Genomic DNA, 26,906 nt, shown 5'->3' with positions numbered 1-26,906 from the left:
CGATGCCAATTAAGACAGCAGCAAGCTGCTGTTCACCTTCAAGCAACGATTTCTCTTACTTTATAACATTACAATAATTTTTTAAAATAGCCTTAAGAAGGATTCTGTATATCTGTAGATGAGTATGAATAAATAAAATGTTAAGTAATGTTACTTATTGACAGAACGGGTTTTTTTATATAAGCTAAATTTGCCAAATTATATGTATTCAAAACATTTTTACTATCCAGTAAGCAGGATAATAATTAATGTTTTACTAATAAACAACAATATATAGAGGCTAATAAATAAGTTAAATAGTATTTAACATTATCTTTTAATTGTTTGTCATCATGATTCACCCAGGTCTGTTGTGACGACTTCAGTCGTTCACTATTAGCTGAAAAGGTGCATTACTACTTTTGAAGCCCCAGATACCCGACTCCTTCAAGAAGTCGGGTATCTAGATTCTTACACTAACTGACTTACCCAAAAATCAATATCAACTTTGAGTTTTTCAGCTAATATGATTAACGGACGCATTTTGGTTAATTCCAAAGCGAGCGTTCGCTCTTTTTTCCTTTCATCGATTATCGTTGCTACTGAATTTAAGAAAAATTTTCCCAGATTTTGGCTCAATAATTTCTTAACAATTGTGGCGAGTGCTATGGTCTTTTCATTGTAGGGATTATCCACTAGCAATGCACTTCAACTTTAGGAAATATATGGCAGTCTATCGGCTCACCGGGTTTTTTAGCTTTGAAAGAATTAAATTCTGGTAAATCAATTTCATCAAGCGGTCTAAAAGGCCACGCCTTCGGGCGGTGATAATAAGTAACATCATCCCCAGTCCAATTTGTCACCACTGCACGTCGTTGTGCAGAAGAGCTATTAGTAACTGAATGATGAATTGTCAGAAAATGATGAATCAAGCAATCACCAGCCTCCATATCCCAGGAGAGAATTTCATGAGGCTCTGGCTCCATAAACCATGAGGGGTTCGATCCTTCGCGCAACTCTTTGCTCCATAAATGAGAGGCTTTGATGTACTCTAATCGACCATTTTCTTGGTTTGTTTTATCTAAAGCCAGCCAAATTTTACAACACTGCCAACCTTGTATCGGCCAGTAAGGTAGGTCATTATGCCAACCAACACGGCTGGTGGCTTTCGGCTGTTTCACAAAAAAACCGTCAGCCAAAAAGTTGAGTTTTTCTGATTTCAAGACTTGAGCAGCAAGGCTAGCCATCGGAGATTCAAAAACTAAAGCGCGGAAATCAGCATCAACCAGCCATAAGCTACTAGTATGCTCTACACGGCCTTCTGGTCTTGGCACACCTTTCTTTTCCAAAGGTCCAGCAATTAATACATTCTTGTCAACCGCTGTTCGCATCCGTTCCACCCAGATGTCATCCAAAACATTTTTGACGCAAATAACGCCATCTCGCTCAAAAGCTTCTACTTGTTCAGGGCTGATTTTGTGGGTGTCTAACTTTAGCATTCGATACTTTCTCCGGTTGGCTCTACTGTAATTTAAGGGATAATCCAAAGCTATCATCTAGCTTCCTTGAAGTTCCTGATCTCCGACTTCTTCTAAAAGTCGGAGATCTAGATTCCCCAAATTAAAGTAACTGACTTACCCAAAAGTCGATGTCAACTTTGAGTTTTTCAGCTAAGCGAATTAATGGACGCATTTGGGTTAATTCCCAAGCAGGAGATCGATCGCCCTACGATGTTAATTGCGTCTTAGCTTTGAAGAAGCAGCTAGAGTTGTCAAGGCAAGTAGACCGATTGTTAAAGAGGGCTCTGGAACACTACGGTTAGTAACAAGACTTAGGGAATTTATTCCCACTGCGCGATTAGGTACAGAACTACTAAAAACCAATCGGGAGATGTTAGCTGTATCGCTACTTATGCCCAGAAAAATAGCTGAATTATCTAAGTTGGTGGAAGAAGTGCCAAGTAGTTGAAAACTTCCTAGTAAATTATCAGTCGTATCAAATGCCTGAATAAAAGCTGTAAATTTTGTTGTATCATCTACGGCAATCTGAGTACCTGCCCCCAAGACTGGTTGTGCAAAAGTAATAGTCAAAGGCCCTGGATTACCAACTGCTGGAAAAGTACCCAGTCTCAACCCTGTTAACAAAACAAAATCGCCGCTAGCAAAGTTAGTTGGAATGCCGCTTGGTGGTGGTAAAGTTTGAAATACCAAAGGTGAAGTGATTCCAGGTTCAGTAGGTAATGGAATATCAACCTTTAGCCCCAAACCACCTAAAGATGTGGCTGTAAATGAATTGAGTAAAAAGTTGAAAGGTTGCGCTGATCCCAAACTTGACCAATTTAATTGATCGTTACCTTCCAAAGCAGTGCGTTCAGTAACTAATGTAATTGCTTTAACAGGCAAGGGAAAAGTTGCAAAGATAGCTATCAATCCCGTCCAGGCGATCGCTGATAAACTTTTATGGAAAATTATTTTCTTAACTTCTTTCATCTCAACCATCCAATAAATTTAAAATGAGGAATAAATATATTAATGCAAAAAGATAAGTTGAAATTCAAAAAAATAAATTTATTAATGGTTCTCTGTTTTATCAAAAAAATATGCCGGAGCAAATATGAGTGTTTTCCTATTGCTCCGACATATTTTAAGATAATTGACAAATTAGACTAATTGACTCACCCAAAAGTCGATGTCAACTTTGAGTTTTTCAGCTAGGCGAATTAAAGGACGCATTTGGGTTAATTCCCAAGCGGGAGTTCGATCGCTCTTTCCCCCATCCAAAACCGCACTTACCGGAACAAAGTTAGGCATAATTTGCTTAGTCAAAGCGTTAGCAAATATTTCCTGTGCCCGATCCAAAGATAAGCCAAGATTCAAACGATACCCAACATCAACCATGCGTTCTAAACGGTGAATTTCGGCTTCCATTGTCCTTGGATTAGCATCATGTAACAGATGCCAAAGCAACCGCAAAATTAACCGTTCCATTATTTGCTTGCCTTCGCGAATTTTTAGCTTACAGCGCATACTATTTGCTTCGATCGCCACTGCTTCTAATTCCGCAATTTCTGCTAATCCAGCTTGCGGATCGTCAAAAGCTAAATCGCTGAGCACTTGTTCTAGCGATCGCATTGTCACGATCGCCCGATTACTTAAAGCAACTTCTGCTGCTACTTGTAACTCTTGCGGTACTTGTAACTCGTCGCGATGAAACGCCCGCAAAACTCCAAAGTTATCCCGATAAACTTGGGTATAAAGTTGATCCAACCGCACCAAAGTTTCCTGGGTTAATAAACGCATAATTCGATGGCGTTCTTCAGCAAACAAATTCTCTAAACTAAAGCTTTGATCGCCAAACAATTTAACCATTGCCAAAATTACTTGTGCTGCACTTGCTTGTTGCAAAACATCAAATAATTCTTCTTTCATTTGACTGTAGGCGCGACGGGAAGTAAACCGCTTAATACAACAGTGGAAATCCCAACCGCCTAAATGCAATACGGCAAAGGTTAAATCTGCACTTTCCCAAGTAATTTCTGACACTAATTGCAATCGACCTACGGCTAAAGTTAACGGTCCCATGCGCTGCAATTGGTAATCTATTTGATTAGCGGTGTAACAATAAACCCGCTGTTCTGGTAGGTAGGTGGTAAACAGGGAAGAAATGGCGTAATGTGCTGCTACTTGCTGGAAGTTTACCTGTGCGGAAACTACTAACTGACGATAAACTTCATCGCCTGTTCGGAAAGTATCGACGTTGCTGGGGGAGAGGGCGAGGCGATCGACAAACTCTTTTTCTAAATGTACACCTGCCACTTCTGCCGCTAATTCTAAGGCGCGGGAAGCATAGCGGAGAATTTGCACACCTTCCGGGCGGGAGATTTCTTCAAAAAACCAGCCGCAACTGGTGTACATTAGCAAACCATGCCGCTGCATTTCCAACAAACGCAAAGCATCAATTCTTTCTGCTGATTCAAGTTTATGAGATTGATGCCTAATTAAAAACTGTTCGACATTGGCAGTCGATCGATCGCGAATCACCTTAATATACTCATCCCTAGCTTGCCAAGGGTCGAGGAAAAACTTTCGCCCCACTTCCTCGTAAACTTCAATTAACTGATCCCGTAACCAATCCAAGGCATCGCGCAAAGGCCGCCGCCATTGTTGATGCCATCCTCCACCACTACCGCAACCGCAGTCTCCTTGCCAGCGATCGACTCCGTGACTGCAACTCCAAGCGGTCACAGGTTTTAATTCCACTTCCCAAGCGGGGGGATTCAAGCTTAAATAGTGGGCGAAGTTTGTCACTTGCCAACCCCGACTGGCAAACTCGCTGGTAAAAGCATAAGCCAAGCATTTTTCTGTGCCCTGCTTGTGATGTCCAAAGGTTTCGCCGTCGGTAGCAGCGGAAATTAATTGGGCGGGACGGCGATCCCCTTGGATTGCCATGCCGATTCTTCCCGCTAAGTTATGGGAACTATTCAGCACATCATTAAAGCCCATATCTCTGGAGATTGGGCCGTCATAGAAGAAAATATCGATAAATTTGTCAGTTCCGGGCAAGAAACAACGGTAAGGGCGGGTGGGATCGATTTGTCCGCCTCCCACTTCTAACCATTCTGCTTCCGGTTCTTCTGCTGTGGGTAAAGGTCGGCAACGTTGGGCTTGGGAAGGTGCCAAAATTAAGAACCGAATCCCCTCGGCAATTACTGCTTCCAAGGTAGCGTAATCTACAGCGGTTTCCGCCAACCACATTCCTTCGGGATCGCGAAGGAAGCGGGAACGGAAGTCTTCTTTGCCCCAACGAATTTGGGTGTATTTGTCCCTAGTGTTCGCCAAAGGCATGATGATGTGGTTATAAACTTGAGCGATCGCATTTCCGTGCCCGTTTAGACGATCGCAACTTTTTCGATCGGCCTCTAAAATTCTCTGATAAACTTCTAAATCATATTTTTCTAACCATGACATGAGTGTAGGGCCAATATTAAAACTCATGTACTCATAGTTATTGATGATCCCCACTAGTTCGCCCTTGTCATTTAACACTCTAGCGAAGGCGTTGGGACGATAGCACTCGTGGTGAATTCGTTCATTCCAATCATGAAAAGGTGACGCACTTGGTTGCCTTTCGATCGCATCCAAGTAAGGATTTTCCCTTGGTGGTTGATAGAAATGTCCGTGAACCGTGACAAAAACTCCGGTAATTTGTTGGGGATCGATCCCCGACTCATTATTAGTTGTTAATGCCGTGATGTTCTCAGTTTCCCCGGTGAGGGAAGTTGGTAAATCTGCGAAAGCAGTCATAAGTACTAAGTCCAATTTTGTTAGGTTAAACAGCTTGCCAACCCGCCTGTTATTGGGTTTTAGCCTTACAGGTCGGTAATTTTTTTGGCTATGGCTGGGGATCGAAGACTAATAGATAGTTGATGTAATCCGTAGCGATCGAGAACTTTACTACAAGCGATCTTTTACTTGGCAAATAAAAGCCACATACCGAGTTAGGTGTTTTCTTTTATCTTCCCTGATTAAACCCTAAAATTTAGAATTATTCCACATTAATTAACGATTTTTAACTACTATTGAAAATATAAATTAAGAATTGCCAAAATTAGTAAATAAAATAAATAATTATTTACTATTCCTGCTGGTCTTTGCATCCAAAGAGGGTTTTTATTAGCCCCTCTAGTTTTCTAGTTCTCTATCGATGTGCATAATACTGTAATGAACCAAAACACACAAAACTAAATGTTGAGTAAAGATAAAATTTTCCTAGCCCTTTTAATTTTCATTCCGATTTCGATCGCCGCACGCTTCCTGCACTGGGGAGAAATTGTCATATTCATCACCTCAGCTTTGGCAATTCTGCCCTTAGCGGCTTGGATGGGAACTGCTACAGAAGAGATTGCCGTAGTTCTTGGCCCTTCCTTGGGGGGGTTGTTAAACGCCACTTTTGGCAATGCTACCGAATTAATTATCGGTTTGGTGGCGTTGAATGCTGGATTAATCAATGTGGTGAAAGCTAGCTTGACAGGTTCAATTATTGGTAACTTGCTTTTAGTTATGGGGCTTTCTATGTTATTAGGAGGTCTGCGCTACAAAGAGCAAGAATTTCAGCCCATAGTGGCGCGAGTTAATGCTTCTTCCATGAATTTAGCCGTAATTGCCATGTTATTACCCACAATGGTCAATTACACTTCGCAGGGGATTTCCGAAAGTACGATGCAAACGCTTTCTAGTGCGGTGGCGATCGTCTTAATCATAGTTTACGGATTGACTTTGCTGTTTTCCATGCGTACCCACACCTATCTTTACGACGCAGGTGTAGCAGATATGGAGCCCGAAGAGTTAGAAACATTAGCTGACTCAAATCTAGCGGATGAAGAATCGGGTGGTAAAGTTAACTTACCTTTATGGATTGGCATACTGTTAGCTTGCACTTTGATGGTAGCAGTGGAATCAGAACTTTTAGTTGATTCTTTAGAAGTAGCAACCGAAAGTTTAGGATTAACAGCTTTGTTTACTGGTGTGATAATTGTTCCCATAGTTGGTAACGCTGCGGAACACGCAACCGCTGTTACTGTGGCAATGAAAAATAAAATGGATCTTTCCGTTTCCGTCGCAGTAGGTTCAAGTTTACAAATAGCTTTGTTTGTCGCCCCAGTATTAGTTTTAGCTGGTTTTATATTGGGTCAACCAATGGATTTAGATTTTAATCCATTTGAATTAGTAGCTGTAGCTGTAGCTGTGTTAATTGCTAATTCGATTAGTTCCGATGGGCGATCGAACTGGTTAGAGGGAACTTTACTATTAGCAGCTTACATAGTTTTAGGGATAGCTTTCTACTTCCATCCCGTAATTGAAGGAATTGGTTAAAAGTTTGTATTAACCGTCTGTTGTAAGGAGTTTAGTCCTATTGCCCAGATCCCCGACTTCTTCTAGAAGTCGGGGATCTATATTTATAGATTCGATCACCCTTTTGGGTATGTGAACAGTAATTAATAAGAAGTTAACTTGTGATTGGAAAGACACTGTTCATGCTCTATTTGGGAAGCATCTGCATATTTATGAGGTTTTAGCGATCGCTTCGCTGTCCTCTTAGCGATCGCTATTTTTTTACGAGTGGTTATGTTTTTCTAACAAGTTCTGTGCCCTTGGTTTATAAAGCAGATAGAACAAAGATTCTAAGTAGCGTAATAAATCTTCCCGGTTTTCCTTGGAAGTAAAGTTCCAGAAGCCATAAATTCGTGCTAAAGATAACAACTTATTGGTGTGAATTTTCCAAGTGTAGGTGCTATAAACTCGTTCAATTCCTCGCTGCGAAATTTCTCGCCAATAGTCGGGGTTATGGTTGCACTTAGAGACAAATTCTGCGATTTTATCTGCGGTTTCTTCCAAGTTAGTTGGGTTAATATAAAACCCGTTTATTTTGTCTTGAATAATCTCTAATGGCCCACCAAATTGAGTTGCAAAAGTCGGTAATCCCGAAATCATTGCTTCTAAAATAGTCAAACCGAAAGCTTCAAACAACGCAGGTTGGACAAAAATGCCTTGGCGATCGGCAATGATGCGATAAATTTCTCCCGAATCATTCTTAGGTAAACGCACACCTAACCAGCGAATTTTGCCGTAAAGATTGTACTCTTCAATAATCCGATAAAGCTTTTCAATTTCGTCTCTTTCTTCATTATCGCCCGAATCCTCAACCCGCAATTTACCTGCAATCAAAATTAGGTTACACTGTTCTTGTAAAGCCTGACTTTTACCAAAGCATTCTGCCAAACCAGTCATATTTTTAATTCTGTCAAGACGCGCCATTGAAAATAGCGGACGCTTATCAGGATCGTCTAATTTACCAAAAATATGTTCTGGATCTTCTTGGGTGAATAACATTTGTTCTAGACGATCGCGATCGCTCTTGATTCTATCTTCTCGAAGATTATAAGGAAAATAAACATTTTCGTTCACCCCAGGCGGTACAACATTGAATTTGGGGCTAAACAATTCAATGCCATTCACCACATGATAAAGTTCCGGCATGGTGAAACATTTATAAGACTCATATTGTCCCACACTATCCGGTGTACCGACAATCTCTTGATAAGTGCTGCTGATAATAAAATTCGCTGCATTCATGGCAATTAAATCAGCAGTGAATTGCAACGAAAAATGATATTTATCGTCTGATTCTTGCCAGTACAAATTACTGAACAAATACTTGGATTTTTCCAAAGCATGAGCAATATTACATTGAGTAACTTTCAAACGTCTGGCAAGCAAGAAAGCTACTAAATTACCATCAGAATAGTTACCCACAATAAAATCTGGTCGTCCTTGAAACTCCGCCAAAAGCTCTCTTTGTGCATCTATGGCATAAGTTTCTAAATAAGGCCAAATTTCAAACCGGGAAATCCAACTATGAGTAATATTTGGGTTATATTCCCGGAAAGGAACGCGCAAAATCCAAGCATTTTCTGTCCCGTGAACTTTCTCCAAACGTTGATTAGAACGGGTTCCGTCATTGTTAGGAATTAAGCGAGTGAGAATAATTACTTTTGATTGCACACCCAACAAATCTAACCCAGTTGAAGAAATATGTTCCTGTAATTCTTGTTCTAAACTTTTTGCTTGATCGAGTACATAAACTACCTGTCCGCCTGTGTCGGGACGACCTAAAACTCCTTCTTGTCCAAACCATCCATGAGGTGAAACTAAAACCACCCGAAAAATCATCGGAATGCGAGAAATAAATGCTTCCAAAGTTTGTGGATCTGGAGAATCAATTAATTCATCAAGTAATGACAAAGTTTCTCGCACTTTATTAGCTGTATTTCCCCAACCGGGTTCAAATCCCATTGCTTGTAATTCATAGCGGAATTTTTCGTATGGTTCATCAGTTGGACGATTACTAACAAATTTTAATGCTTGCTTGACGCGATCGGAAAGTTCTTGCTGGGATTTGATGCGATCGTTAATTAATAGTTGTAAATTATTGTAGGAATGTAGGCTGAGAAATTTATATAAAGCCTCTAACCATTTTTGCGAATCTTGCAGCAATTTACTAGAAAGAAAACGGTTCAGGAATTGTACTCCCTTACCAATATTTTTCGGATCGCGAATTGTGGGAGAATAGTCGTAAAAAGGGCCAAAATCAATCTCAAATATGTCCCCTTCATTGGGATGGAAACGATTAACTAGTAAGTCGCGCACATCTAACAATTCCTGTACAGTCATCGGCTCAATTTTGAAGTCTTCTGTGAGCCGATAAACTTCTTGGGAGGCAATTTTGGGGCGAATAATTAAGCAAAGGTTGCCATCCTCAATAATAATTTCCTGAGTGTAGTATATCAACTTGCCTAAATTTGAATTTTCCTGAAATTCTTGAGCTTTTTCATATTTAATGCAATAATTAGCAAAACCGTTCAAAATGTCATTGCGGAGTAAATATCGTTTCTCTTGTTGGCGCAAGTCGCTGAGAAAATGTCGCAAATCAGCTTTCTCGTCACTATTAATTACAGCATTAAGCAAATCAGACATAGTACCTTCCTGTAACTTACTTCTTTTACCAAGCTACATATTTGTACGGTGAATGCCTGTATCGTAAGTATGATTAATGTTAAGAGAAAGGATAAATTTCTCTGCTTTCTTTAAGATGATGCTTGATATCATGTTCGGTCAATTAAGTAGGTGTAAATAAATAAAATGATAATAGTTATTTATGGATGGGGCAGGCAGGATGCCCACCCCACAAGATTTACAGCTTTCTTGTGGGGTGGGCATCCTGCCCGCCTTAGTTTTACGTCTCTACATTTAGTGCCTTTACAAAGCGTAAATTTCGCCGTATTTGTTACGGAGGTAACTAATAAACGGTTCAATGCTTAAGCTGCTACCAGTTACTCGTTGAATTAGTTCAGCAGTAGTGTACTTGGAACCATGATAATAGATATTTTCTTGTAACCAATTGAGTAAAGTGTTACAATTTCCCTGCTGAATTTGAGTGGTAATTTCTGGATGAGTTTTCAGTGCTGCGGCAAAAAATTGGGCGCTCATAATGTTACCTAAAGTATAGCATTGGAACATTCCGCCAATCATGCCCGTGTACCAATGTACGTCTTGCATTACGCCTTGACTATGATTAGGAGGAACAATTCCTAAGTCAGATTTGTAGCGATCGTTCCAAGCTTCCGGCAAATCTTTAACTGCAAGTTTCCCTTCCAACATTGCTAATTCTAAATCAAACCGAATCATCACATGAAGATTGTAAGTAACTTCGTCAGAGTCGGTGCGAATTAGCGATCGCTCTACTTTATTAATAGCTCGATAAAATGATTCTAGAGAAACATTACTTAATTGAGTCGGGAAAAATTCCTGTAATTGTGGATAGAAATATTCCCAAAATCCGCGACTTCTCCCTACTAAATTTTCCCACAATCGAGATTGACTTTCATGCACTCCTGAAGATGTGCCATCAGCTAAAGGTGTGCCTTCAAATTCTATATTAACGCCTTGTTCATACATGGCATGACCAGTTTCATGAATCGCACTAAATAATGCTTGACCCAGGTGATTTTCATAAACACGAGTGGTAATTCTCACATCACCAATCGAAAAGCTAGTCATGAAGGGATGTAAGGTTTTATCCTGTCTTCCTCGATGCAGATCGTAACCTATTTTTTCAATTACTTTATGACTAAAAGCAATCTGTTCTGCTTCCGGGAAATGTTGATGTAAACAGGAATCATCAGCGAGAGTTTGAGAAGTAATAGCTTCGACAATGGGAACAAGTTCTTGGCGGAGTTGAGCAAAAAGCGATCGCAAACTAGCCGCTTTCATTCCATAATCAACCCCATCAATTAAGGGATCTGCAATATGTTCATAACCGGGAAAAAAGTTAGCATATTCCTGACAAAATTCTAAGGTTTTTTCTAAATATGGCTGCACAGCTGCAAAGTTATTTTCCGGTTTAGCTTTCGCCCATGCGCCATAAGACTGGGCCCGATGTAAAGAGAATTTTGCCATAAATTGGGCGGGTATTTGCACGGCGCGATCGTACAAACGCCGAGTCACCCGGATTAAACTAGCTTCATCCGAATCATAAGGAAGACTTTCTTCATAACTCCGCAAATTTTCTAACAGTTCGCCAATCGCTCGATCGGTAAACTTTTCATGGGCGATTTGTTTGAGAGTCGCCATTTGCCTACCTCTGGCAGCTGCACCTCCGGGGGGCATATAAGTAGCTTGATCCCAATACAACACAGCAGCAGCAGATTCAATATCTTTAATTTCAATGAGGCGAGTTTTCAGTTCTTGCAATTTAGGTTCAGTCTTTTCCAGAGTTTGCATGGTTGGGTGTTAAAGATGTTATCTACTTTGACATTTTAGAAGTTACTTGCTGCTATGCCTAATTACCTATTTCCTCTAATTAACCTATTAACTAGAGCCAGTATAGCTGCAAAAATTGCTGACCCAATAATTGACCAAATTATCGGAAAAGGTTTGCCCCCAATATTTAAAGCATAGAAAACAGGCAAATGAAATTCATTTGCTACCCACATCCCAATATAAGCACCAATAATACCAACAATCATGGAAACTAAGCAGCCACCAGCTGAGTAACCGACTAAAGTCTGCCCCAGACTACCACAAACCGCCGCAATTACCAACAAGATAATTAGATGTACGAGTGACATATATACTCCTAAGTTAGTTAGCAAAAAACAACTATCTTCAATTATTCAGGATATTTCATAAACTTTACAACTTTTTTAAGTTAACATTACATATTCTTTATAAATTAGGATATGGGTTTGCTTAGTAAAATTTGCAGTGGCAAAATTATTACATTTACGTACTATTTATATTAAGACTGATATATGATTGATTACCGCAAACCCTTGTGATTCTAGAATAATAGCGATATCGTTGGCGCTAGTAAATAAACTTTTGGCAAATATGTTAAATAGATGTTATTATCATTTTGTAGATACAATCATTACATAGTTCTGCTTAGACAAATGAAGGAAAATAAGCAAAGTTTTCCGTAAAACTTGTATAATTAATACCTAAGAATCGCCGCATAGGTCAGGGGCTTGTCTAAAAATTACAATTAATCAAAATTGCTAAATTTGTAAGTTTTATCAAGGGAAAAGCATCACATAAATTAGTCAAAATATCGCAATAACGGTAATTAATCATAATCAGAAGATGAAAAATAACCATGAAAAAATAATCTACGATCACCTAATTAGCTGTGTTCAGAAGGAAGCGCCAGCAGAAATTATCGAACGCTTTCATCGGCTATTTATTGATGGCATTGGTTATCCTGAAACGGATGTTGAAGCAGCCTTATATAAAATCATTGCTAATTTAGAAAATCAGCAAGACTTTAATTACATTATTAGTCGTTGCTGCTACATTTTAATTAACCGTTGGCAGATGCAGCAAAAAAATAAAAATGCGATCGCAGAATTGATAGAACTATTTGAAAACTCATCCTCCAGATTTTCGGGAATTGCTAGTCGTTCTCGCCTAGTGCAACGTTTGCACGAATTAACCTCTAATTTTACTCAAAGTGAAGAGTACAAAGTCTTACGACGTTTAGTTCCCGCATTTGCACCCAAAATTCTCACAGTTAATCAAGAGGCTAAATACCCGTTAGGACAATTAATTTCACGCTATCCCTTTTTATACGATCATTGTTTGCTGAGTGACGAAACTTCTTCCGAGCAAAAACAAACTGTTCGAGAAATTCAGCAACAGAGACAAAAACAATTTGAGGTTAGTTTATCTCAATATACCCTTTATCTTTTAAGGCATCTGAAAACCGCTAAGAGAATTGATTCTGAATTCGGAAATAAAGCGATCGCGCCAATGAAAAACCCTACCTTATTAACAGATGAAAAACTTTATCTCGCGTTGCAAGAGTTCGTTGGTAAAGTCAAAGACTCTTATACTTATCGAGACTTAGCTCAAGATTTTCTGTCTCAAACTAGCAAAAACCAAAATTATCGAGGGTTTAAATCTTATCTGTACGACTACCTAATTGATTCGATCGATCCGAAATATGGCAAACATCAATTTAACAATCGGCTTCATCAACACTTGAAAAACTTATTCCCTGAAAAAGACTCCCAGAAATTAAATGATGATTTAATTATGCAAACTTGTAGCGAACTCTTCAATTTTTTGGTAGAAAGTCCCACTCATCCCAATTATTACTTCTTTCTCGATTTGGTGGCTAACCTTGGCCCTCGGCGAACGATCGGCATATTACTAAAAATAGCCCTTCTTTCCAACAAAGTTAAGCCACTTTTAGAAAGGCGATTTTCTATTTTATTTAATTACTATGAATCGCAAACAGTGGAGGATTTGCGGTGGTTAGTGCAATCTTTGGAAAACTTAAATGTGGCTTTGGTGACCAACTTCGGTGCAGTGGATTTGTCTTTTATTAAGCATGGTATTAAATAGATATACATTTGTGCTTAGATAAAATAAACACAGTTAAAAAATAGATGCCGGATGAGTCTCCTTTAGATCCATTTTTAGTTCTTACGGAGTTAATGATGAATGAAGCAACGTTCAATACTAAAAATTCAGAAATAACCAAACATTACATAATTGATCTTTTAGACCAATTAAAAGTTGAATATCAAAACACGAAAGAAGAACGCCAAGAAATAGCTAAACTATTACCTATTTCTGAAGAAGAATTTACAGTTTTAGAAGAACTAGAACTGTTAACGGTAAATATTCGTGGCTATGCCAGCCAAATTAAAGCACAAGGTAGAATTAAAAACGAGCCGGAAGCAATTGAGCAATTAAAAGCTATGCGTGTATTTGATGTGGGGGCGATCGCTAAATTCTACTTAACAACAAACGAAGAATACAAAAAAACTAAAGCTTATATTCGGATGCTAGATTATTTGCGATTGTTAATTTTGGAATATCTAAATTAATTTAGCTTAACTGTCGTAAGCGATAACCTATGCCGTGAACTGTTTCGATTAAATTATCTGGAGCACCCGCAGCTTTTAACTTTTGCCGTAAACTTCTAAGATGCACTTTCACTGTATCTTCTTCTGGGGGTGCTTCTAAAGACCAAATGTGTTCAATAATGATGCTGCGACTGAGAACACGCCGCCCACTTCTGAGCAATAATTCTAACAAGCTGTATTCTTTAGGGGTTAAATGTAAAGGTTTATCTGCATAATTCACTTCGTAAGTACTCGGATCTAAACGCAATTTTCCCCATTCTAAAATCGGGGGTAAACAGGAATTTCCGCGTCGCAATAAAGCGCGAACTCTAGCAAATAATTCCCCTAAATCTACAGGTTTTACTACGTAATCATCCGCACCCGCATCTAAGCCATTAATTTTATCAGTGACGGTATCGCAAGCGGTGAGCATGAGCACAGGCATATTGTAACCGTGCGATCGCAAACGCTGACAAAGACTCTTCCCATCCAATTCTGGCAACATCAAATCTAAAAGCATCAAGTCATAGTTGAGTACCTTGACTTGTTCCCATCCTGATTCCCCATCACTCACCACATCAACAACATAGCGCTGATCGGTCAGTGCTTCCGCTAACGTTTCCGCAAGACGCAAATCATCTTCAACCAGAAGAATCCTCATAAGCGCAAAATTTTCTCATCAAAATTAATAACCTTCTGGCAGCAAGAGTTCGACAGATGAGAAAATCTTACCCTCTTTGGTGGACATTATTTTGGCTTAAGATTCGCAATAAAAGTTAAGATTTTTTACAAAGACTTGTAATAATAACTTAAGCCTTTGTTTCAGTTTGTAACAAATTACTCAATTCGTTACAATCTTTCCGATTTCTTTACCGTTTCCTCACCAATTTTTTTACTTTTGGAAGGTAAGGTTCTATGCAAGCTGAACTTTTGACAGCCGCAATTTATAAAACCTAAGCAACTTAGGAGATTTAAGAAAATGCTCGACGCTTTCTCCAGAGTAGTTGATCAAGCTGATAAGAAAGGCGCTTACCTAAGCGAAGATCAAGTAAATGCTTTGTCCAATATCGTTGCCGAAAGCAACAAGCGCTTGGACGTAGTTAACCGCCTCACCAGCAACGCTTCCACCATTACTGCAAATGCTTATCGCGCATTAGTTGCAGAAGAACCCCAAGTTTTCGGCCCTGGTGGTGCTTGCTTCCATAACCGCAACCAAGCGGCTTGCATTCGTGACTTAGGATTTATTTTACGCTATGTCACCTACTCAGTACTAGCGGGCGATGCCAGTGTAATGGACGATCGTTGCTTAAATGGTTTGCGCGAAACCTACCAAGCTTTAGGAACTCCTGGTGGCACTGTTGCTAAAGGCATCCAAAAAATGAAAGATGCGGCAATTCAAATTGCTAACGATTCCAATGGAATTACCAAAGGAGATTGCAGCGCTTTAATGTCAGAATTGGCTGGTTATTTCGATCGAGCCGCTGGCGCAGTTGCCTAGTAAAAAGGCAGAAGGCAGAAGGTAAGGAAAAGTTCTTTAGCCTTTTTCATCTGCCATCCTGCACAATGAATCGAATTTAAGTTACAAACCTCAGATTACACCACAGCTTAATCAAAGCATTGAGGAGAAAAAAGATATCATGAAAACCCCGATCACAGAAGCAATTGCAGCAGCAGATTCTCGTGGCGCTTACCTCAGCAATACCGAAGTGCAAGCGATTTTCGGTCGCTTTAACCGTGCTCGTGCTGGATTAGAAGCCGCTAAAGCATTTAACAATAATGGCAAAAAGTGGGCAGAAGCAGCTGCTAACCATGTGTATCAAAAATTCCCTTACACCACCCAAATGCAAGGGCCCCAATATGCTTCTACTCAAGAAGGCAAAAACAAGTGTGTACGGGATATCGACCACTACTTGCGTACTATTAGCTACTGCTGTGTTGTTGGTGGTACAGGACCGATCGATGAATATGTATTAGCAGGTGTGAAAGAATTCAACGCTGCTTTGGGATTATCTCCCAGCTGGTACGTTGCAGCATTAGAATTCGTTCGTGATAATCATGGTTTGTCTGGCGATGCCGCTGGTGAAGCCAACATTTACCTCAACTACGCAATCAACGCACTAAGCTAACTCGTTCTTAGTCATTGGTCATTGGTCGTTTGTCATTGGTTGTTTGTCATTAATCATTAGTTATTCGTCATTGATTAATAACTGATTAAAAATGACAAATAACAAAAGACAAATGACAATTGACCAATGACAAAAACGTTTTTTAATGGAGCAGTAAAACATGAGCCTTTTAACAGAAGATCGCTTAGGCATTAGCGGCGCAGTTGGGAAAAAATTTGAACTGCGCCGCAATTGGACAGAAGACGATTTGCAACAAGTTTTTCGCGCCGCTTACGAGCACGTTTTCGGACGGGAAAGAGTTTACACCAGTGGTGTATTTTCCAGTGCTGAAGCATTGTTAAGAAATGGCAGCATTAACGTGCGGCAATTTGTTGCGATTTTAGCAAAATCAGAATTTTACAAAGAGCGCTTTTTCTACAACAAATCCCAAGTGCGGTTCATTGAGTTGAATTATAAGCACTTATTGGGACGTGCGCCTTACGACCAATCAGAGATTGCTTATCACGTTGATATTTACGCTTCTCAGGGCTACGAAGCAGAAATCGATTCCTACATTTATAGCCCAGAATATAGCGCTGCTTTTGGTGATTATACCGTTCCCTTTTACCGGGGATTCCAATCAATTGCAGGGCAAAAAACCGTAGGTTTTAACCGTTTGTTTAGCCTATATCGGGGAAATGGAAATAGCGATAATGCCCAGTATGGAGGCAAAGATTCCAGACTGCGGCTGCGAATTTCCATGAATTTGGCAAATAGTATTACTCCTCCAACAGTTACTACCAGAAGTACTGCTAGCAGTGGTGGAACTTTACATAGTGCTCCCAATAGAGGAGATGCTCGCGTCTATTTGGTAGAAGCAATTATAGGCGGAGTTGGTACAAAAGTTGCAGTGCGTCGCAGTCGCCAAGTTTATACTGTACCCTTCGATCAATTGTCTGAAAAATACCAAGAAATCCATAAGCGGGGCGGCAAAATTGTCAGTGTTACACCTGCTCAGTAATTGGTGATTGGGGACTGGGGACTAGGGACTGGGGACTGGGAGACAAGGGGAATTAAAGGGGTTTTTATTTTGCTAAACCTACCCCTACAATTCAAAACTTTCTTCCTAGTCCCTAGTACCCAGTCCCCAGTACCCAATCCCTAGTCCCTAGTCCCTAATAATAAAGAACAATTTTTATGACTACTACTTACTCGACTGAACCAATTAATTCGGCAAAAAGTGCGATCGCAGCTTTAACCGGAGATGATAATCAAACCCGTTATTATGCTGCTTGGTGGTTAGGTAAAAATAAAATACAGTCAGCTTGTCCTTTTTTATGTGCAGCTTTGCGGGATGAACGCTATCGTACTGAACAGGGTGGATATCCTTTAAGAAGACAAGCGGCGAGGGCATTAGGACAGTTAAAAAATCCCCAAGCTTTACCTGCATTATTAACAGCTTTAGATTGTGAAGATTTGAATTTAAGGGAAGCTGTGGTACAAGCGATCGCAGCGATTGGCGATCGCCAAGCAATTCCCGCTTTAATTACGCTTTTAAAATCCCATTCGGAACAACCTTACGAAGCAATAATTGAAGCTTTAGGAACTTTACAAGCATGGGAAGTTCGGGATTTAATTGCACCTTTTTTACAGGATAAATCAGAACGGGTGCAATGTGCTGCGGCGAGATATCTTTATTTATTAACTGAGGAACCGCAATATATAGAAAGGTTGGTGCAAAATCTCAGTCATGAGAATATGTATTTGCGGTGGGCAGCTGCTTTTGATTTAGGTGCGATCGGACATTTAACCGCAGCAGAAGCGATAATTTCCGCAAAAGTCGCTGATAGTTTAAAGTTGTTGAATTTGAAGCGAATTTTGGAAGCTTTGCTGGCAGATGAAGCAGAGAATGAGACATCTGGGGAGGGAAAAAGCTTTTTGTTGGGTGCGATCGATCGATTGTTATTACCTGAAAATCGGGGAGTTGGGGTAAGTAGTGGGGAAGCGATCGCATCTTTAATCGAAAAATTGCACCATCATAATCCTGCCATTTCATCAACAGCAGTAGAATCATTAGTACAGATTGGCAGCGAAACGGTAGAACCTTTAATTACCGCATTTTTAAAATGTAAAGATCACGGAATTCAAGGTTTTATTATCCAAGCATTAGCAAGAATTGGTGATATTCGCGCCGTCGATTTATTAATTGAAGTTGTGGGAATAGAAGTTGCCAATCACTGTCAGGGAAGCGTGCGAAGAATGGCAGCGAGAGGGTTAGGAAAAATCGGCAGTACAACCAACGATAGTTCGGCGATCGATCGTTGCATAGAAAAACTAAATTGGGCATTATCTAACGTTGAAGATTGGGCATTACGCTATGCGGCGATCGTCTCATTACAAGAAATTAACACCCCAGAAACTCAAGCAATTTTAGAACAAGCTTTACAACAACAAACAGATCCAATTGTAAGATTGCGTTGCCAAACCGCCTTAGAAAATTGGCAACCTGCTAAAATTACAATCAACAACTAAAATTCATCTGCGGTGAAAAACATCTTTCCCTATAGCTTCCATCGACTACGTTAAACTCCTACTCCGTACTTGTTGAAGTGAAAGCCAATTATCCCACTCCTTTTTGGGGTGGGAATTTCCTATATAGATTAAACTTATTACAAATTCTTCTCTTTGCGTTCTTTGCGTTCTTTGCGGTTTTAATAATAAAATCTCTCAACCTCACCCAAAATGTTAATCATCCTCCTAATTAACCTCCTGATTTTACTAGCAGCATACTACTTATTAAACCGAGAAATTAGCAAACGCCAACAAACAGAAATAGTCCTGCGCCAACAAACAGAAAGAGAAAGATTAGTCACCCAAATAGCCCATCATATTCGAGAATCGTTAAACTTAGAAGAAGTATTAGTTACAACTGTAGCCGAAGTTAGACAGTTTTTGGGATGCGATCGCGTACTTATATACCGCCTCTGGGCAGATGGAACAGGTACAGCAATTACCGAAACAGTATTACCAGAATGGCCCTTAATTTTAGGACAATCTTTTCCCGAAGAAGTATTTCCCCAAGAGTATCATCAAGCTTATTCAAAAGGTAAAACTCGTGCCATTACCGATATTGAAAAATCAGACATTGAACCTTGTTTAATTGAATTTGTTAAACAATTTGGCGTAAAAGCAAAGTTAGTAGTTCCGATTTTACAAGGAGAAAACCTTTGGGGATTATTGATTGCACACCATTGTAGTGGCCCTCGACAATGGGAAACATCAGAAGTAGAATTAATGAAACAATTGGCGACTCAGGTAGCGATCGCCATTCAACAATCAGAACTTTACGAACAGCTGCAAGAACTCAACGCCGACTTAGAAATTCGCGTGCAACAACGCACCGAAGAATTAGCATTAGCTAACGAAGCATTGCGCCACACAAATCATACCTTACAAGCATTAATTTTTGCATCTCCTCGCGCCATTTTTACCTTAGATTTAAATGGTAACGTCAAACTTTGGAACCCTGCTGCCGAAAGAATTTTTGGGTGGACAGAAGCGGAAGTTTGCGATCGACCTAACCCCATAGTTCCCGAAGATAAAATCGAAGAATTCCAAACATTAAAACAAAGCATTTTGCAAGGAACAATTCATTATACGGGCGAATTAAAACGACAAAAAAAAGACGGAACAACAATAGATATTAGCTTTTCTGCTGCACCTTTAAAAGACAGCGAAGGTAATGTTAATGGTTTAGTAGCGGTAGTTGCAGACATCACCGAACAAAAGCGCCAAGAAGAACAATTACGCCTACTTCAGTCAGTAGTTGTTAACACAAATGACGCAGTTTTAATCACCGAAGCAGCACCCATTGATGAACCGGGACCCCGCATTCTTTATGCTAACAAAGCATTTACCAACATGACTGGATATACATTAGAAGAAGTGTTAGGAAAAAATCCGCGAATTCTTCACGGTGCAAAAACCGATCGCAACGAATTAAAAAAGGTTAGAGAGGCACTTTCTCATTGGGAATCAGTCACAGTAGAAGTAATTAATTACCGCAAAGATGGTTCAGAATTTTGGGTGGAATTTAGCGTCGTTCCAGTTGCAGATAAAACAGGTTGGTATACACATTGGATATCTGTGCAACGAGATATTACCGAGAGAAAAGAGGCAGAAGCTGCATTGAGAAGAAGTGAAGAAAGATTCCGATCTTTAATCGAAAATGCTTTAGATATTATCACCATTATTGACGCTGATGGTACTATAAGTTACGAAAGTCCATCAGTTGAAAAAGTGTTAGGTTACGCTTCCGCTGACTTAGTGGGAAAGAATATTTTTGAATACATTCATCCAGACGATGTTACCAACGCTTTACGAACTTTTACTAACACAATTCAAAATCCCGGAACTGCTTTATCAATAGAATTTCGTCGTCGTCACAAAGACGGAACTTGGCGAATTTTTGAAGCGATTAGTCAGAACTTTGTAGATTATGCAGAAACTACCAGAATTTTTGTCAATTCTCGCGATATCACCGAACGCAAACGTTTAGATGAAATTCGCCTCGCTTTGGAAAGAGAGAAAGAACTCAGCGCTTTAAAAGTGCGCTTTTTCTCAATGGCATCTCATGAATTCCGCACACCTTTGAGTACTATTTTAGCAGCAGCGCAACTTTTAGAAAATAGCAGTAGTCAATCAGAGCAAAATGAGAAAATTACTAGGAATTTAAACCGAATTCAATCTTCGGTAAAAACGATGATTCAATTATTGGATGATATTTTAACTATTAATCGCGCTGAAACAGGAAAATTAGAATTTAAGCCGCAGTTTTTAAATTTGGAAAGTTTTTGTTTGAATATTATTGAAGAAATACGTTTAAGTCAAGGTGCGAATCATCAAATTAGGTTTGGATGTGTTGGGGAATGTAGTCGCGCTTATTTAGATGAAAAATTGCTCAAGTCGATTTTATCAAATCTGCTTTCTAACGCGATTAAGTATTCTCCCCAAAATAGCAACATTTATTTTAGTTTAGAGTGCGATGGAAATAATGCTATTTTGCGAATTCGTGACCAAGGAATTGGCATTTCCGAAGCGGATCAAAAACAGTTATTTGAACCATTCCATCGGGGAAAAAATGTGCGAAATATCCCAGGAACGGGGTTAGGACTTGTGGTGGTGAAAAAGTGTGTCGAGTTGCATGGTGGAAGTATTAGTTTGAAGAGTGAAGTAGGAGTAGGGACAACTTTTACAGTTAGTTTGCCTTTGAAAAAAAGGTAACATTCTCAAGTTTGAACTAATATTTCTAGAACTTACGCACTCAGATCCCCCAACCCCCTTACCAAGGGGGCTTTACAGATTCCCCCCTTGGTAAGGGGGGATCTAGCTTTTAGGGTTCAGTGCGTAAGTCCTAATTTCTTCAGACAACCTCTGATAATGTAAAAGCATCAGTTGATTAGCATTCAGAGTTTCTATAGCGTAAGCGCGACCGTTTAAATCACTAAATTCTACCTCAAAAACCCCTGGTTCATACACTTCCACAATTGTTCCCACCTGACCCCGATATAAACCTAATTCAGGTAAATCTTCTAGCAATGCTACCACATCCAATAACTTCATTTGTGAATTCATCTTATTACTCCTAATTACAAAACAAAACAAGTTATCAACCGAGGAAAATCTTCATCATCCCGCACAATCCAAACACTGCGTACCATTGCCTGTTTTTCCCCTCTTATCATCAGAACTGTCGAAAGCTTCTGTAGAGTCGGATAAAACTTCTACAATTAGGCAGGGAAAACGTTTATGATTTGCTGTTTGCTTGTCTCGTTCATCGCAAGTCACCATAACATCAGGATAATAGAAGCGATTTAATGATTCAATTCGCGCTTTCATAGCAGAAATATAAAGCCGAAAACCTAAACCTCGAACATAATTAAGGAGAAGTGCAGCCAGGTTTCCAACAATAGTAACATGAGGATCGCTTACATCTGCCATTGCATAAATTTGCCCATCAATATATTCATGTTTAATCGGGCTTTGTTCCTCCATTTCGAGGTATTCGTCAGGGGTGAAGTAAGAAGGTTGAGGTGAAGCAATCATGGTAACACCTTTTAGTTGTATTTATCTGCGTTTATCTGCGTTCATCTGCGGTTAAAAATTTCTTCTATTCTTGCATCATTCCGAATTAGATCCCCCTAAATCCCCCTTAATAAGGGGGACTTTGAATGCTGTTCCCCCCTTAATAAGGGGGACTTTGAATGCTGTTCCCCCCTTAATAAGGGAGACTTTGAATGCTGTTCCCCCCTTAATAAGGGAGACTTTGAATGCTGTTCCCCCCTTAATAAGGGAGACTTTGAATGCTGTTCCCCCCTTAATAAGGGAGACTTTGAATGCTGTTCCCCCCTTAATAAGGGAGACTTTGAATGCTGTTCCCCCCTTAATAAGGGAGACTTTGAATGCTGTTCCCCCCTTAATAAGGGAGACTTTGAATGCTGTTCCCCCCTTAATAAGGGAGACTTTGAATGCTGTTCCCCCCTTAATAAGGGGGGTTAGGGGGGATCAAACATACAAATTCGCCACATATTCCCCATAACCATTGTAAGGAAGAGTTTCCTTTCTTTCCCAAGAAAAACCCGGCCCTTTCCCGACAAATTTCTCGGTCGCTTGTGACCAACGGGGATGGGGTTTTGTCGGATTTACATTTGCCTCAAAATCATATTCATTCGGCACTAAAGTATTCCAATAAGTAGCAGGTTGCTTTTCCAAAAATTCAACTTTTACAATCGATTTTGCACCCTTAAACCCATACTTCCAAGGCAACACTGCCCGAATTGGCGCACCATGTTGATCTGGCAATAAATGACCGTAAATCCCCACAGCAAAAAACGCTAAATCGTTCGCCATTTCTTCAATTCGCAACCCTTCTTGATAAGGCCAAGGTAACTTTTTCACTAGGCTTACAAGGGAACCATAAGTAACTTTCGGGTCGTAATAAGAACTAAATCGGACAAATTTTGCTTTAGAAGTTGGCTCAACTGCGGCGATAATATCTCGCATGGGAAAACCAATCCAAGGAATTACCATTGACCAAGCTTCTACGCAGCGAAAACGGTAAATTCTTTCTTGTAAATTAAACTTTTTCTGTAAATCATCTAAGTCATAAGTACGCGGATTTTTAACTAATCCCGTTACCTCAACTTTCCAATTATCTGTAGGTAAAGCTTGGGCGGCTTGCCAAATTGATTTACCGCTGCCAAATTCATAGAAATTGTTGTATTGTCCGGCTAATTTTTCGTTGGTAATAGGTCGATCGACCTCCGCAAAAGCTGGATTCAGTTTAACTCCCGTTAACTTGGGTTTATCCAAAGTTTTGTTCAACTCAACATTTTCTGATGATGAAGAGTCCTGACAACCAACGATCGGCAAAATACTTGCGCCTAACCCAGCACCTACGAGGGTTTTAAGAAAGCGTCGCCGATTATAAAAAGCGGCTTCTGGTGTTACTTCATTTTCAGGAATTTCCCAGGATTTTGGCACGCGAATAATCGGCATTTTCAATTAACTCCAATTGTTGAACTTTCTAACTTTTATTGCAGCAAAGCTTCAAATTCTTGATAACCGCGAATTGGGTCAAAATAAGCATCGGTTTGAGCTAAGTTTAGATATTTTTTCGGGTAAAGATCGATCGCTCTCCCCAAACTTTCCACCGCTAACTCAACCTTTCTTAGTTTGGCACAACAACAAGCTTTATGGTACAACGCACTAGCATCTTTCGGTTGCACTTCTAAAGCTTTATCGTAACTGGCGATCGCACTTTGATATCTTCCCAAACAGCGCAACGCATCTCCTCGACGCAACCAACACCAAAAATCTTGGGGTTTAGTTCTTAACGCTTTATTGTAACTAGAAATCGCCTCTTTATCGCGCCCCAAATGTCGCAAACAATCTCCTCGCCAATACCAAGACCAATAATCATTTTCCCTACTTTTCATCGCTTGCTCATAAGATGCGATCGCCTCTTCAAACCGCTGTAATTCTCGCAAAACATGACCGCGATTATAACAAGCCCAATAATCATTTGGTTTCAATTCTAAAGCTTGGTTAAAAGAATCAATTGCCTCGCTAAAACGTTCCATTTTTCTGAGACAATGACCCCGCCAATACCAAACCCAGTAATCTTTGGCATATAAATTCAATGCTTCATTGTAAGATGCGATCGCCTCTTCATAGCGCCCCAAATCATCTAAAGCATTTCCCCGTTGATACCATGCACGATAATCACCCGGTTGGCGTTCTATAGCCTTTTCATAACTAGCAACTGCATCGTAATATTTGCCCATAATTCGCAACTTATTGCCTCGCCTATACCATGAGCGATAGTCATCTGGTCTACATTCCAAAACTTTATTATGACTACCGATTATTTCTTCAAATGTACTAAGGCCAATCATAATAAACACTGAAAGCAAGCACGACACTCTTACTTGAGTATACGAAATTTTTAATTAATATAATCAACAAAAAATAAAAAGTCAGAAGTCAGCATTCCGCCGACTTCCGACTTATTTACAACACTTAAAATTCAGTTGCTAAATCTTTTACTCAGATTACTGAGATTGACCGCTGGTACCAAGATTGCCAGTGTTACCGCCTGCATTACCACTGTTAAGCATTGCGCCCCAAGTTTGTGGCCCTACAATACCATCTACAGGCAAGTTTTGTGATTGTTGAAATTGTCTCACAGCAGCCTGTGTTTGAAGCCCATAAACACCATCAGGTGCATTTCTATACAAACCTTGTTGACTCAACAAAGCCTGCACATCTCTAACTGCTTGACCTTGGCTACCTACTCTTAAGATAGGAGCTTGATTTGGAGAATATTGACCCAGAGAAGGTGTGCTATTTGTCGAAGGTGTAGCGGGTAAAGTATTTGTCGAAGGAGATACATTTTGTGATGGCTGAATTGTAGATGGAGAATTAGATCCAGCGGGTGTAGAATTATTCTGAGATGGCTGAGTTGGTGACTGATTCATTTGATTAGAATCAGTAGTTTGTGCCTTTGCTTCTAATCCACCAAACAACAGTCCCGCAGCAGAAATTGCAGATATTACACCAATGGAAAGAAGATTAGATTTCGACAGGTTATTAGCCATAATTGAGTTGCTCCTTGCTGGCTGATTTCTGAAATTTGCTTTTGCTATGTTTTTAGGTTAGATCAGTTTCAAAAAGCAAATCATAATGCTGAAGTTAGAGATTGTTATCAGCATTTATATCACTTGAGAATGAACTAAAATTATTTTCAGCAATTTGATAGATGAGCAGCAAAATTTAATAGCAAAAATCAGTTGTTTTTTGATTGAACGAACTAAAATAATTGAAACTAAAGATGAGCTAAAATGCTATATTCTATAAATGTCAAGGAAAAGCTCGTTAATCCTAGTGTTTTTTATGATTTTGCGAAAATTGGTAACATTTGTACTGGCGCTAACTCTTTATTTCTCTGCTTTACCAGCGCAAGCAGCAACAAAATACGCCCCTCCCTTATCATTTAGTAATGCTCAACTTCCTGGGCGAGATTTTTCCGGGCAAACATTACCAGCAGCAGAATTTTCCAACGCCAATCTCTTCCAAACAAATTTTGCTAATGCTGACTTGCGTGGTGCAGTGATGAGTGCGTCCGTAATGATTAAAGCGAATTTACACGCCGCCGACTTAACTAATGCAATGGTCGATCAAGCTAATCTTACCGATGCTGATTTAAGCGATGCTGTCTTAGTCGAATCAATTTTGCTACGTTCCACTTTTCAAAATACAAATATCGCTGGTGCAGACTTCACAGATGCGCTGTTAGATGGAGGACAAATTAGAGAACTCTGCCAAGTAGCAACGGGGGTAAATTCTCAAACTGGAGTGTCTACCCGTGAGTCTTTAGGTTGTCGTTGATACTGGCTGATTTAATTTTTAAGCGGTCTAATTTACTCATTGGAACTGCCACAGAATTTGCCGGATATTCCCCAGCAAAATTCACTTCTAAGTGAGGTGATGTAGGTCTAACAATCTTATATCCCAAATTACCGAGAAATTCGTAAATATCTCGGATATTATGCTGTTTTTCCCCATAAAATAACTCAATTGTTTCAAAGTAAATCAGCGGACGAAACCTTTCCAAAGTTGCCTTACCACCTAAAAGCACATCATATTCCATCCCTTCTACATCAATTTTAATTACATCGATTTGGCTAATATTTTCCTGTAACACCCATTCATCTAAGGAAATGATTTCTACCGGGACACCATAACTAATGTGCAGCGAACCATTACCTCTGTAGTTTTGGTCTTCATGGTAAAAAAGTTGACTTTTAGTTAATCCCAAACCTAATGGTACAACCTTAATGCGATCGCCTAATCCCCCATTAGCATCTATATTTGCTTGTAAACGAGCGCGAATCTCAGCCCCAGGTTCAAAAGCATAAATTTTGCCATCATTGATTAAACTTGCAGCCACTAAAGTCAAAGCGCCACAATTAGCACCAACATCTAAAAAAACATCACCCGGATGGATTACTTTACGTAAAAATTTAGTCGTAACCATGTCATAAACACCACAAAGCCAAACGGAAGATTCGATCGGATAAGTAGTATCAACATTAAAATTATAAAGACCGCAATAATTTTTTACTAGATAACTTTGACCTTTCGGTAAAATAGTGGCAAATTTTCCGGCACCTCTACCCGTTAACAGAGAAATTGTTCTAACAATCAATCGGTAAATATAACTAACTATAAATAGCCAAAATTGTTTCATAATAGTGATTAGGTGTTGGGTGATGGAATTACCAAAGACCGAT

Annotated in this window: 24 protein-coding genes and 2 pseudogenes; 11 read left to right on the top strand and 15 right to left on the bottom strand. The window is 39.7% G+C overall.

The features are described 5' to 3' along the window. Nucleotides 1–450: 450 nt before the first annotated feature. The 4 genes from ACE1CI_RS07435 to ACE1CI_RS07420 form a co-directional block, all read right to left on the bottom strand. Nucleotides 451–675 (bottom strand): hypothetical protein, encoded by a 225-nt coding sequence (locus tag ACE1CI_RS07435; protein WP_413265335.1) that lies wholly within the window; start codon nt 673–675, stop codon nt 451–453. Continuing rightward, nucleotides 675–1,478 (bottom strand): phytanoyl-CoA dioxygenase family protein, encoded by an 804-nt coding sequence (locus ACE1CI_RS07430; RefSeq protein WP_413265336.1) that lies wholly within the window; start codon nt 1,476–1,478, stop codon nt 675–677. Before ACE1CI_RS07430 ends, ACE1CI_RS07435 begins: the two co-directional genes overlap by 1 nt. Nucleotides 1,479–1,712: 234 nt before the next feature. After that, nucleotides 1,713–2,468, bottom strand: a complete 756-nt coding sequence (locus ACE1CI_RS07425; RefSeq protein ID WP_413265337.1) for a hypothetical protein — start codon at nt 2,466–2,468, stop codon at nt 1,713–1,715. Nucleotides 2,469–2,639: 171 nt separating this feature from the next. Continuing rightward, nucleotides 2,640–5,282 (bottom strand): DUF3536 domain-containing protein, encoded by a 2,643-nt coding sequence (locus tag ACE1CI_RS07420; protein ID WP_413265338.1) that lies wholly within the window; start codon nt 5,280–5,282, stop codon nt 2,640–2,642. 441 nt (nt 5,283–5,723) lie between these two features. Between ACE1CI_RS07420 and cax the strand changes: the two genes are divergently transcribed. Beyond that, nucleotides 5,724–6,851 carry a calcium/proton exchanger gene (gene cax, locus ACE1CI_RS07415; RefSeq protein WP_413265339.1) on the top strand — a complete coding sequence of 376 codons (1,128 nt, stop codon included), beginning with the start codon at nt 5,724–5,726 and terminating at the stop codon, nt 6,849–6,851. Between the two features lie 240 nt (nt 6,852–7,091). On the opposite strand, the gene ACE1CI_RS07410 is transcribed toward cax, so the two are convergent. From ACE1CI_RS07410 to ACE1CI_RS07400, 3 genes are all read right to left on the bottom strand, one after another. After that, on the bottom strand, nt 7,092–9,512 hold the full coding sequence (locus ACE1CI_RS07410; protein ID WP_496615304.1) for a sucrose synthase: 2,421 nt from the start codon (nt 9,510–9,512) through the stop codon (nt 7,092–7,094). 282 nt (nt 9,513–9,794) lie between these two features. After that, nucleotides 9,795–11,318, bottom strand: coding sequence for a carboxypeptidase M32 (locus ACE1CI_RS07405; RefSeq protein ID WP_413264518.1), 1,524 nt, complete (start codon nt 11,316–11,318; stop codon nt 9,795–9,797). Between the two features lie 62 nt (nt 11,319–11,380). Beyond that, nucleotides 11,381–11,665: a GlsB/YeaQ/YmgE family stress response membrane protein gene (locus tag ACE1CI_RS07400; protein WP_413264519.1), complete on the bottom strand. Its 285-nt coding sequence runs from the start codon at nt 11,663–11,665 to the stop codon at nt 11,381–11,383. Nucleotides 11,666–12,179: 514 nt separating this feature from the next. On the opposite strand from ACE1CI_RS07400, the gene ACE1CI_RS07395 reads away from it, so the two are divergent. Beyond that, the gene (locus ACE1CI_RS07395; protein ID WP_413264520.1) at nt 12,180–13,442 is read left to right on the top strand and encodes a Sll1247 family protein; all 1,263 of its coding nucleotides are present in this window, start codon (nt 12,180–12,182) and stop codon (nt 13,440–13,442) included. A 44-nt stretch (nt 13,443–13,486) separates the two neighbouring features. Beyond that, nucleotides 13,487–13,930: a hypothetical protein gene (locus ACE1CI_RS07390; RefSeq protein ID WP_413264521.1), complete on the top strand. Its 444-nt coding sequence runs from the start codon at nt 13,487–13,489 to the stop codon at nt 13,928–13,930. A 1-nt stretch (nt 13,931) separates the two neighbouring features. On the opposite strand, the gene ACE1CI_RS07385 is transcribed toward ACE1CI_RS07390, so the two are convergent. Beyond that, complete coding sequence (locus ACE1CI_RS07385; RefSeq protein WP_413264522.1) at nt 13,932–14,609, bottom strand: response regulator transcription factor; 678 nt, start codon at nt 14,607–14,609, stop codon at nt 13,932–13,934. 318 nt (nt 14,610–14,927) lie between these two features. Here ACE1CI_RS07385 and ACE1CI_RS07380 point away from each other — a divergent pair, with 318 nt between their 5' ends. From ACE1CI_RS07380 to ACE1CI_RS07355, 6 genes and pseudogenes are all read left to right on the top strand, one after another. Continuing rightward, nucleotides 14,928–15,446: a bilin-binding protein gene (locus ACE1CI_RS07380; RefSeq protein WP_413264523.1), complete on the top strand. Its 519-nt coding sequence runs from the start codon at nt 14,928–14,930 to the stop codon at nt 15,444–15,446. Between the two features lie 139 nt (nt 15,447–15,585). Beyond that, the gene (locus ACE1CI_RS07375; protein WP_413264524.1) at nt 15,586–16,074 is read left to right on the top strand and encodes a bilin-binding protein; all 489 of its coding nucleotides are present in this window, start codon (nt 15,586–15,588) and stop codon (nt 16,072–16,074) included. A gap of 160 nt (nt 16,075–16,234) precedes the next feature. Further along, entirely contained in the window at nt 16,235–17,074 is an 840-nt protein-coding gene (locus ACE1CI_RS07370; RefSeq protein WP_413264525.1) for a phycobilisome rod-core linker polypeptide, read from the top strand. A 176-nt stretch (nt 17,075–17,250) separates the two neighbouring features. After that, nucleotides 17,251–18,021: pseudogene (locus ACE1CI_RS07365) on the top strand (HEAT repeat domain-containing protein); the annotation flags it as partial. Next, the gene (locus ACE1CI_RS07360) at nt 17,995–18,585 is read left to right on the top strand and encodes a HEAT repeat domain-containing protein (protein WP_496615601.1); all 591 of its coding nucleotides are present in this window, start codon (nt 17,995–17,997) and stop codon (nt 18,583–18,585) included. The pseudogene ACE1CI_RS07365 and the gene ACE1CI_RS07360, both read left to right, overlap by 27 nt. 210 nt (nt 18,586–18,795) lie before the next feature. Continuing rightward, the gene (locus tag ACE1CI_RS07355) at nt 18,796–21,336 is read left to right on the top strand and encodes a PAS domain S-box protein (protein WP_413264527.1); all 2,541 of its coding nucleotides are present in this window, start codon (nt 18,796–18,798) and stop codon (nt 21,334–21,336) included. Nucleotides 21,337–21,438: 102 nt separating this feature from the next. Here the strand turns inward: ACE1CI_RS07355 and ACE1CI_RS07350 are convergent, their stop codons facing one another. The 3 genes and pseudogenes from ACE1CI_RS07350 to ACE1CI_RS07340 all read right to left on the bottom strand — a co-directional run. Next, the gene (locus ACE1CI_RS07350) at nt 21,439–21,675 is read right to left on the bottom strand and encodes a DUF4926 domain-containing protein (protein ID WP_459564061.1); all 237 of its coding nucleotides are present in this window, start codon (nt 21,673–21,675) and stop codon (nt 21,439–21,441) included. A 26-nt stretch (nt 21,676–21,701) separates the two neighbouring features. Continuing rightward, nucleotides 21,702–21,773, bottom strand: a complete 72-nt coding sequence (locus ACE1CI_RS07345; RefSeq protein ID WP_413264533.1) for a DUF6883 domain-containing protein — start codon at nt 21,771–21,773, stop codon at nt 21,702–21,704. 22 nt (nt 21,774–21,795) lie between these two features. Further along, nucleotides 21,796–22,158 (bottom strand): annotated as a pseudogene (locus ACE1CI_RS07340) (Uma2 family endonuclease); the annotation flags it as partial. 121 nt (nt 22,159–22,279) lie between these two features. On the opposite strand from ACE1CI_RS07340, the gene ACE1CI_RS07335 reads away from it, so the two are divergent. Continuing rightward, nucleotides 22,280–22,651: a hypothetical protein gene (locus ACE1CI_RS07335; RefSeq protein WP_496615303.1), complete on the top strand. Its 372-nt coding sequence runs from the start codon at nt 22,280–22,282 to the stop codon at nt 22,649–22,651. Here ACE1CI_RS07335 and msrP read toward each other — a convergent pair. From msrP to ACE1CI_RS07320, 3 genes are all read right to left on the bottom strand, one after another. Next, complete coding sequence (msrP, locus tag ACE1CI_RS07330) at nt 22,618–23,610, bottom strand: protein-methionine-sulfoxide reductase catalytic subunit MsrP (protein WP_413267209.1); 993 nt, start codon at nt 23,608–23,610, stop codon at nt 22,618–22,620. The genes ACE1CI_RS07335 and msrP overlap by 34 nt on opposite strands. Before the next feature lie 35 nt (nt 23,611–23,645). After that, nucleotides 23,646–24,509 carry a tetratricopeptide repeat protein gene (locus ACE1CI_RS07325; RefSeq protein ID WP_413267210.1) on the bottom strand — a complete coding sequence of 288 codons (864 nt, stop codon included), beginning with the start codon at nt 24,507–24,509 and terminating at the stop codon, nt 23,646–23,648. 156 nt (nt 24,510–24,665) lie between these two features. Then, nucleotides 24,666–25,211: a peptidoglycan-binding domain-containing protein gene (locus ACE1CI_RS07320; protein ID WP_413267211.1), complete on the bottom strand. Its 546-nt coding sequence runs from the start codon at nt 25,209–25,211 to the stop codon at nt 24,666–24,668. Between the two features lie 295 nt (nt 25,212–25,506). On the opposite strand from ACE1CI_RS07320, the gene ACE1CI_RS07315 reads away from it, so the two are divergent. Beyond that, nucleotides 25,507–26,001 (top strand): pentapeptide repeat-containing protein, encoded by a 495-nt coding sequence (locus ACE1CI_RS07315; protein WP_413267212.1) that lies wholly within the window; start codon nt 25,507–25,509, stop codon nt 25,999–26,001. Here the strand turns inward: ACE1CI_RS07315 and ACE1CI_RS07310 are convergent. Further along, nucleotides 25,973–26,863: an FkbM family methyltransferase gene (locus ACE1CI_RS07310; RefSeq protein ID WP_413267213.1), complete on the bottom strand. Its 891-nt coding sequence runs from the start codon at nt 26,861–26,863 to the stop codon at nt 25,973–25,975. The two genes, ACE1CI_RS07315 and ACE1CI_RS07310, sit on opposite strands and share 29 nt — an antisense overlap. Nucleotides 26,864–26,906: the final 43 nt, after the last annotated feature.

Source organism: Floridaenema flaviceps BLCC-F50, from assembly GCF_041929275.2.
GTDB classification, from domain to species: Bacteria; Cyanobacteriota; Cyanobacteriia; order Cyanobacteriales; family Aerosakkonemataceae; genus Floridanema; species Floridanema flaviceps.
Note: the sequence above shows the minus strand (reverse complement) of the source record. Positions and strands in the feature narration are given on the sequence as shown.

What these genes read in the sequence shown, in the direction of transcription:
- ACE1CI_RS07430 (WP_413265336.1), bottom strand. Translation starts at nt 1,478, where the DNA reads ATGCTAAAGTTAGACACCCACAAAATCAGCCCTGAACAAGTAGAAGCT.
- ACE1CI_RS07310 (WP_413267213.1), bottom strand. Translation starts at nt 26,863, where the DNA reads ATGAAACAATTTTGGCTATTTATAGTTAGTTATATTTACCGATTGATT.
- ACE1CI_RS07320 (WP_413267211.1), bottom strand. Translation starts at nt 25,211, where the DNA reads ATGGCTAATAACCTGTCGAAATCTAATCTTCTTTCCATTGGTGTAATA.
- ACE1CI_RS07390 (WP_413264521.1), top strand. Translation starts at nt 13,487, where the DNA reads ATGCCGGATGAGTCTCCTTTAGATCCATTTTTAGTTCTTACGGAGTTA.
- ACE1CI_RS07410 (WP_496615304.1), bottom strand. Translation starts at nt 9,512, where the DNA reads ATGTCTGATTTGCTTAATGCTGTAATTAATAGTGACGAGAAAGCTGAT.
- ACE1CI_RS07370 (WP_413264525.1), top strand. Translation starts at nt 16,235, where the DNA reads ATGAGCCTTTTAACAGAAGATCGCTTAGGCATTAGCGGCGCAGTTGGG.
- cax (WP_413265339.1), top strand. Translation starts at nt 5,724, where the DNA reads ATGTTGAGTAAAGATAAAATTTTCCTAGCCCTTTTAATTTTCATTCCG.
- ACE1CI_RS07405 (WP_413264518.1), bottom strand. Translation starts at nt 11,318, where the DNA reads ATGCAAACTCTGGAAAAGACTGAACCTAAATTGCAAGAACTGAAAACT.
- ACE1CI_RS07425 (WP_413265337.1), bottom strand. Translation starts at nt 2,468, where the DNA reads ATGAAAGAAGTTAAGAAAATAATTTTCCATAAAAGTTTATCAGCGATC.
- ACE1CI_RS07355 (WP_413264527.1), top strand. Translation starts at nt 18,796, where the DNA reads ATGTTAATCATCCTCCTAATTAACCTCCTGATTTTACTAGCAGCATAC.
- ACE1CI_RS07380 (WP_413264523.1), top strand. Translation starts at nt 14,928, where the DNA reads ATGCTCGACGCTTTCTCCAGAGTAGTTGATCAAGCTGATAAGAAAGGC.
- ACE1CI_RS07420 (WP_413265338.1), bottom strand. Translation starts at nt 5,282, where the DNA reads ATGACTGCTTTCGCAGATTTACCAACTTCCCTCACCGGGGAAACTGAG.
- msrP (WP_413267209.1), bottom strand. Translation starts at nt 23,610, where the DNA reads ATGCCGATTATTCGCGTGCCAAAATCCTGGGAAATTCCTGAAAATGAA.
- ACE1CI_RS07375 (WP_413264524.1), top strand. Translation starts at nt 15,586, where the DNA reads ATGAAAACCCCGATCACAGAAGCAATTGCAGCAGCAGATTCTCGTGGC.
- ACE1CI_RS07395 (WP_413264520.1), top strand. Translation starts at nt 12,180, where the DNA reads ATGAAAAATAACCATGAAAAAATAATCTACGATCACCTAATTAGCTGT.
- ACE1CI_RS07315 (WP_413267212.1), top strand. Translation starts at nt 25,507, where the DNA reads ATGATTTTGCGAAAATTGGTAACATTTGTACTGGCGCTAACTCTTTAT.
- ACE1CI_RS07325 (WP_413267210.1), bottom strand. Translation starts at nt 24,509, where the DNA reads ATGATTGGCCTTAGTACATTTGAAGAAATAATCGGTAGTCATAATAAA.
- ACE1CI_RS07385 (WP_413264522.1), bottom strand. Translation starts at nt 14,609, where the DNA reads ATGAGGATTCTTCTGGTTGAAGATGATTTGCGTCTTGCGGAAACGTTA.
- ACE1CI_RS07350 (WP_459564061.1), bottom strand. Translation starts at nt 21,675, where the DNA reads ATGAAGTTATTGGATGTGGTAGCATTGCTAGAAGATTTACCTGAATTA.
- ACE1CI_RS07400 (WP_413264519.1), bottom strand. Translation starts at nt 11,665, where the DNA reads ATGTCACTCGTACATCTAATTATCTTGTTGGTAATTGCGGCGGTTTGT.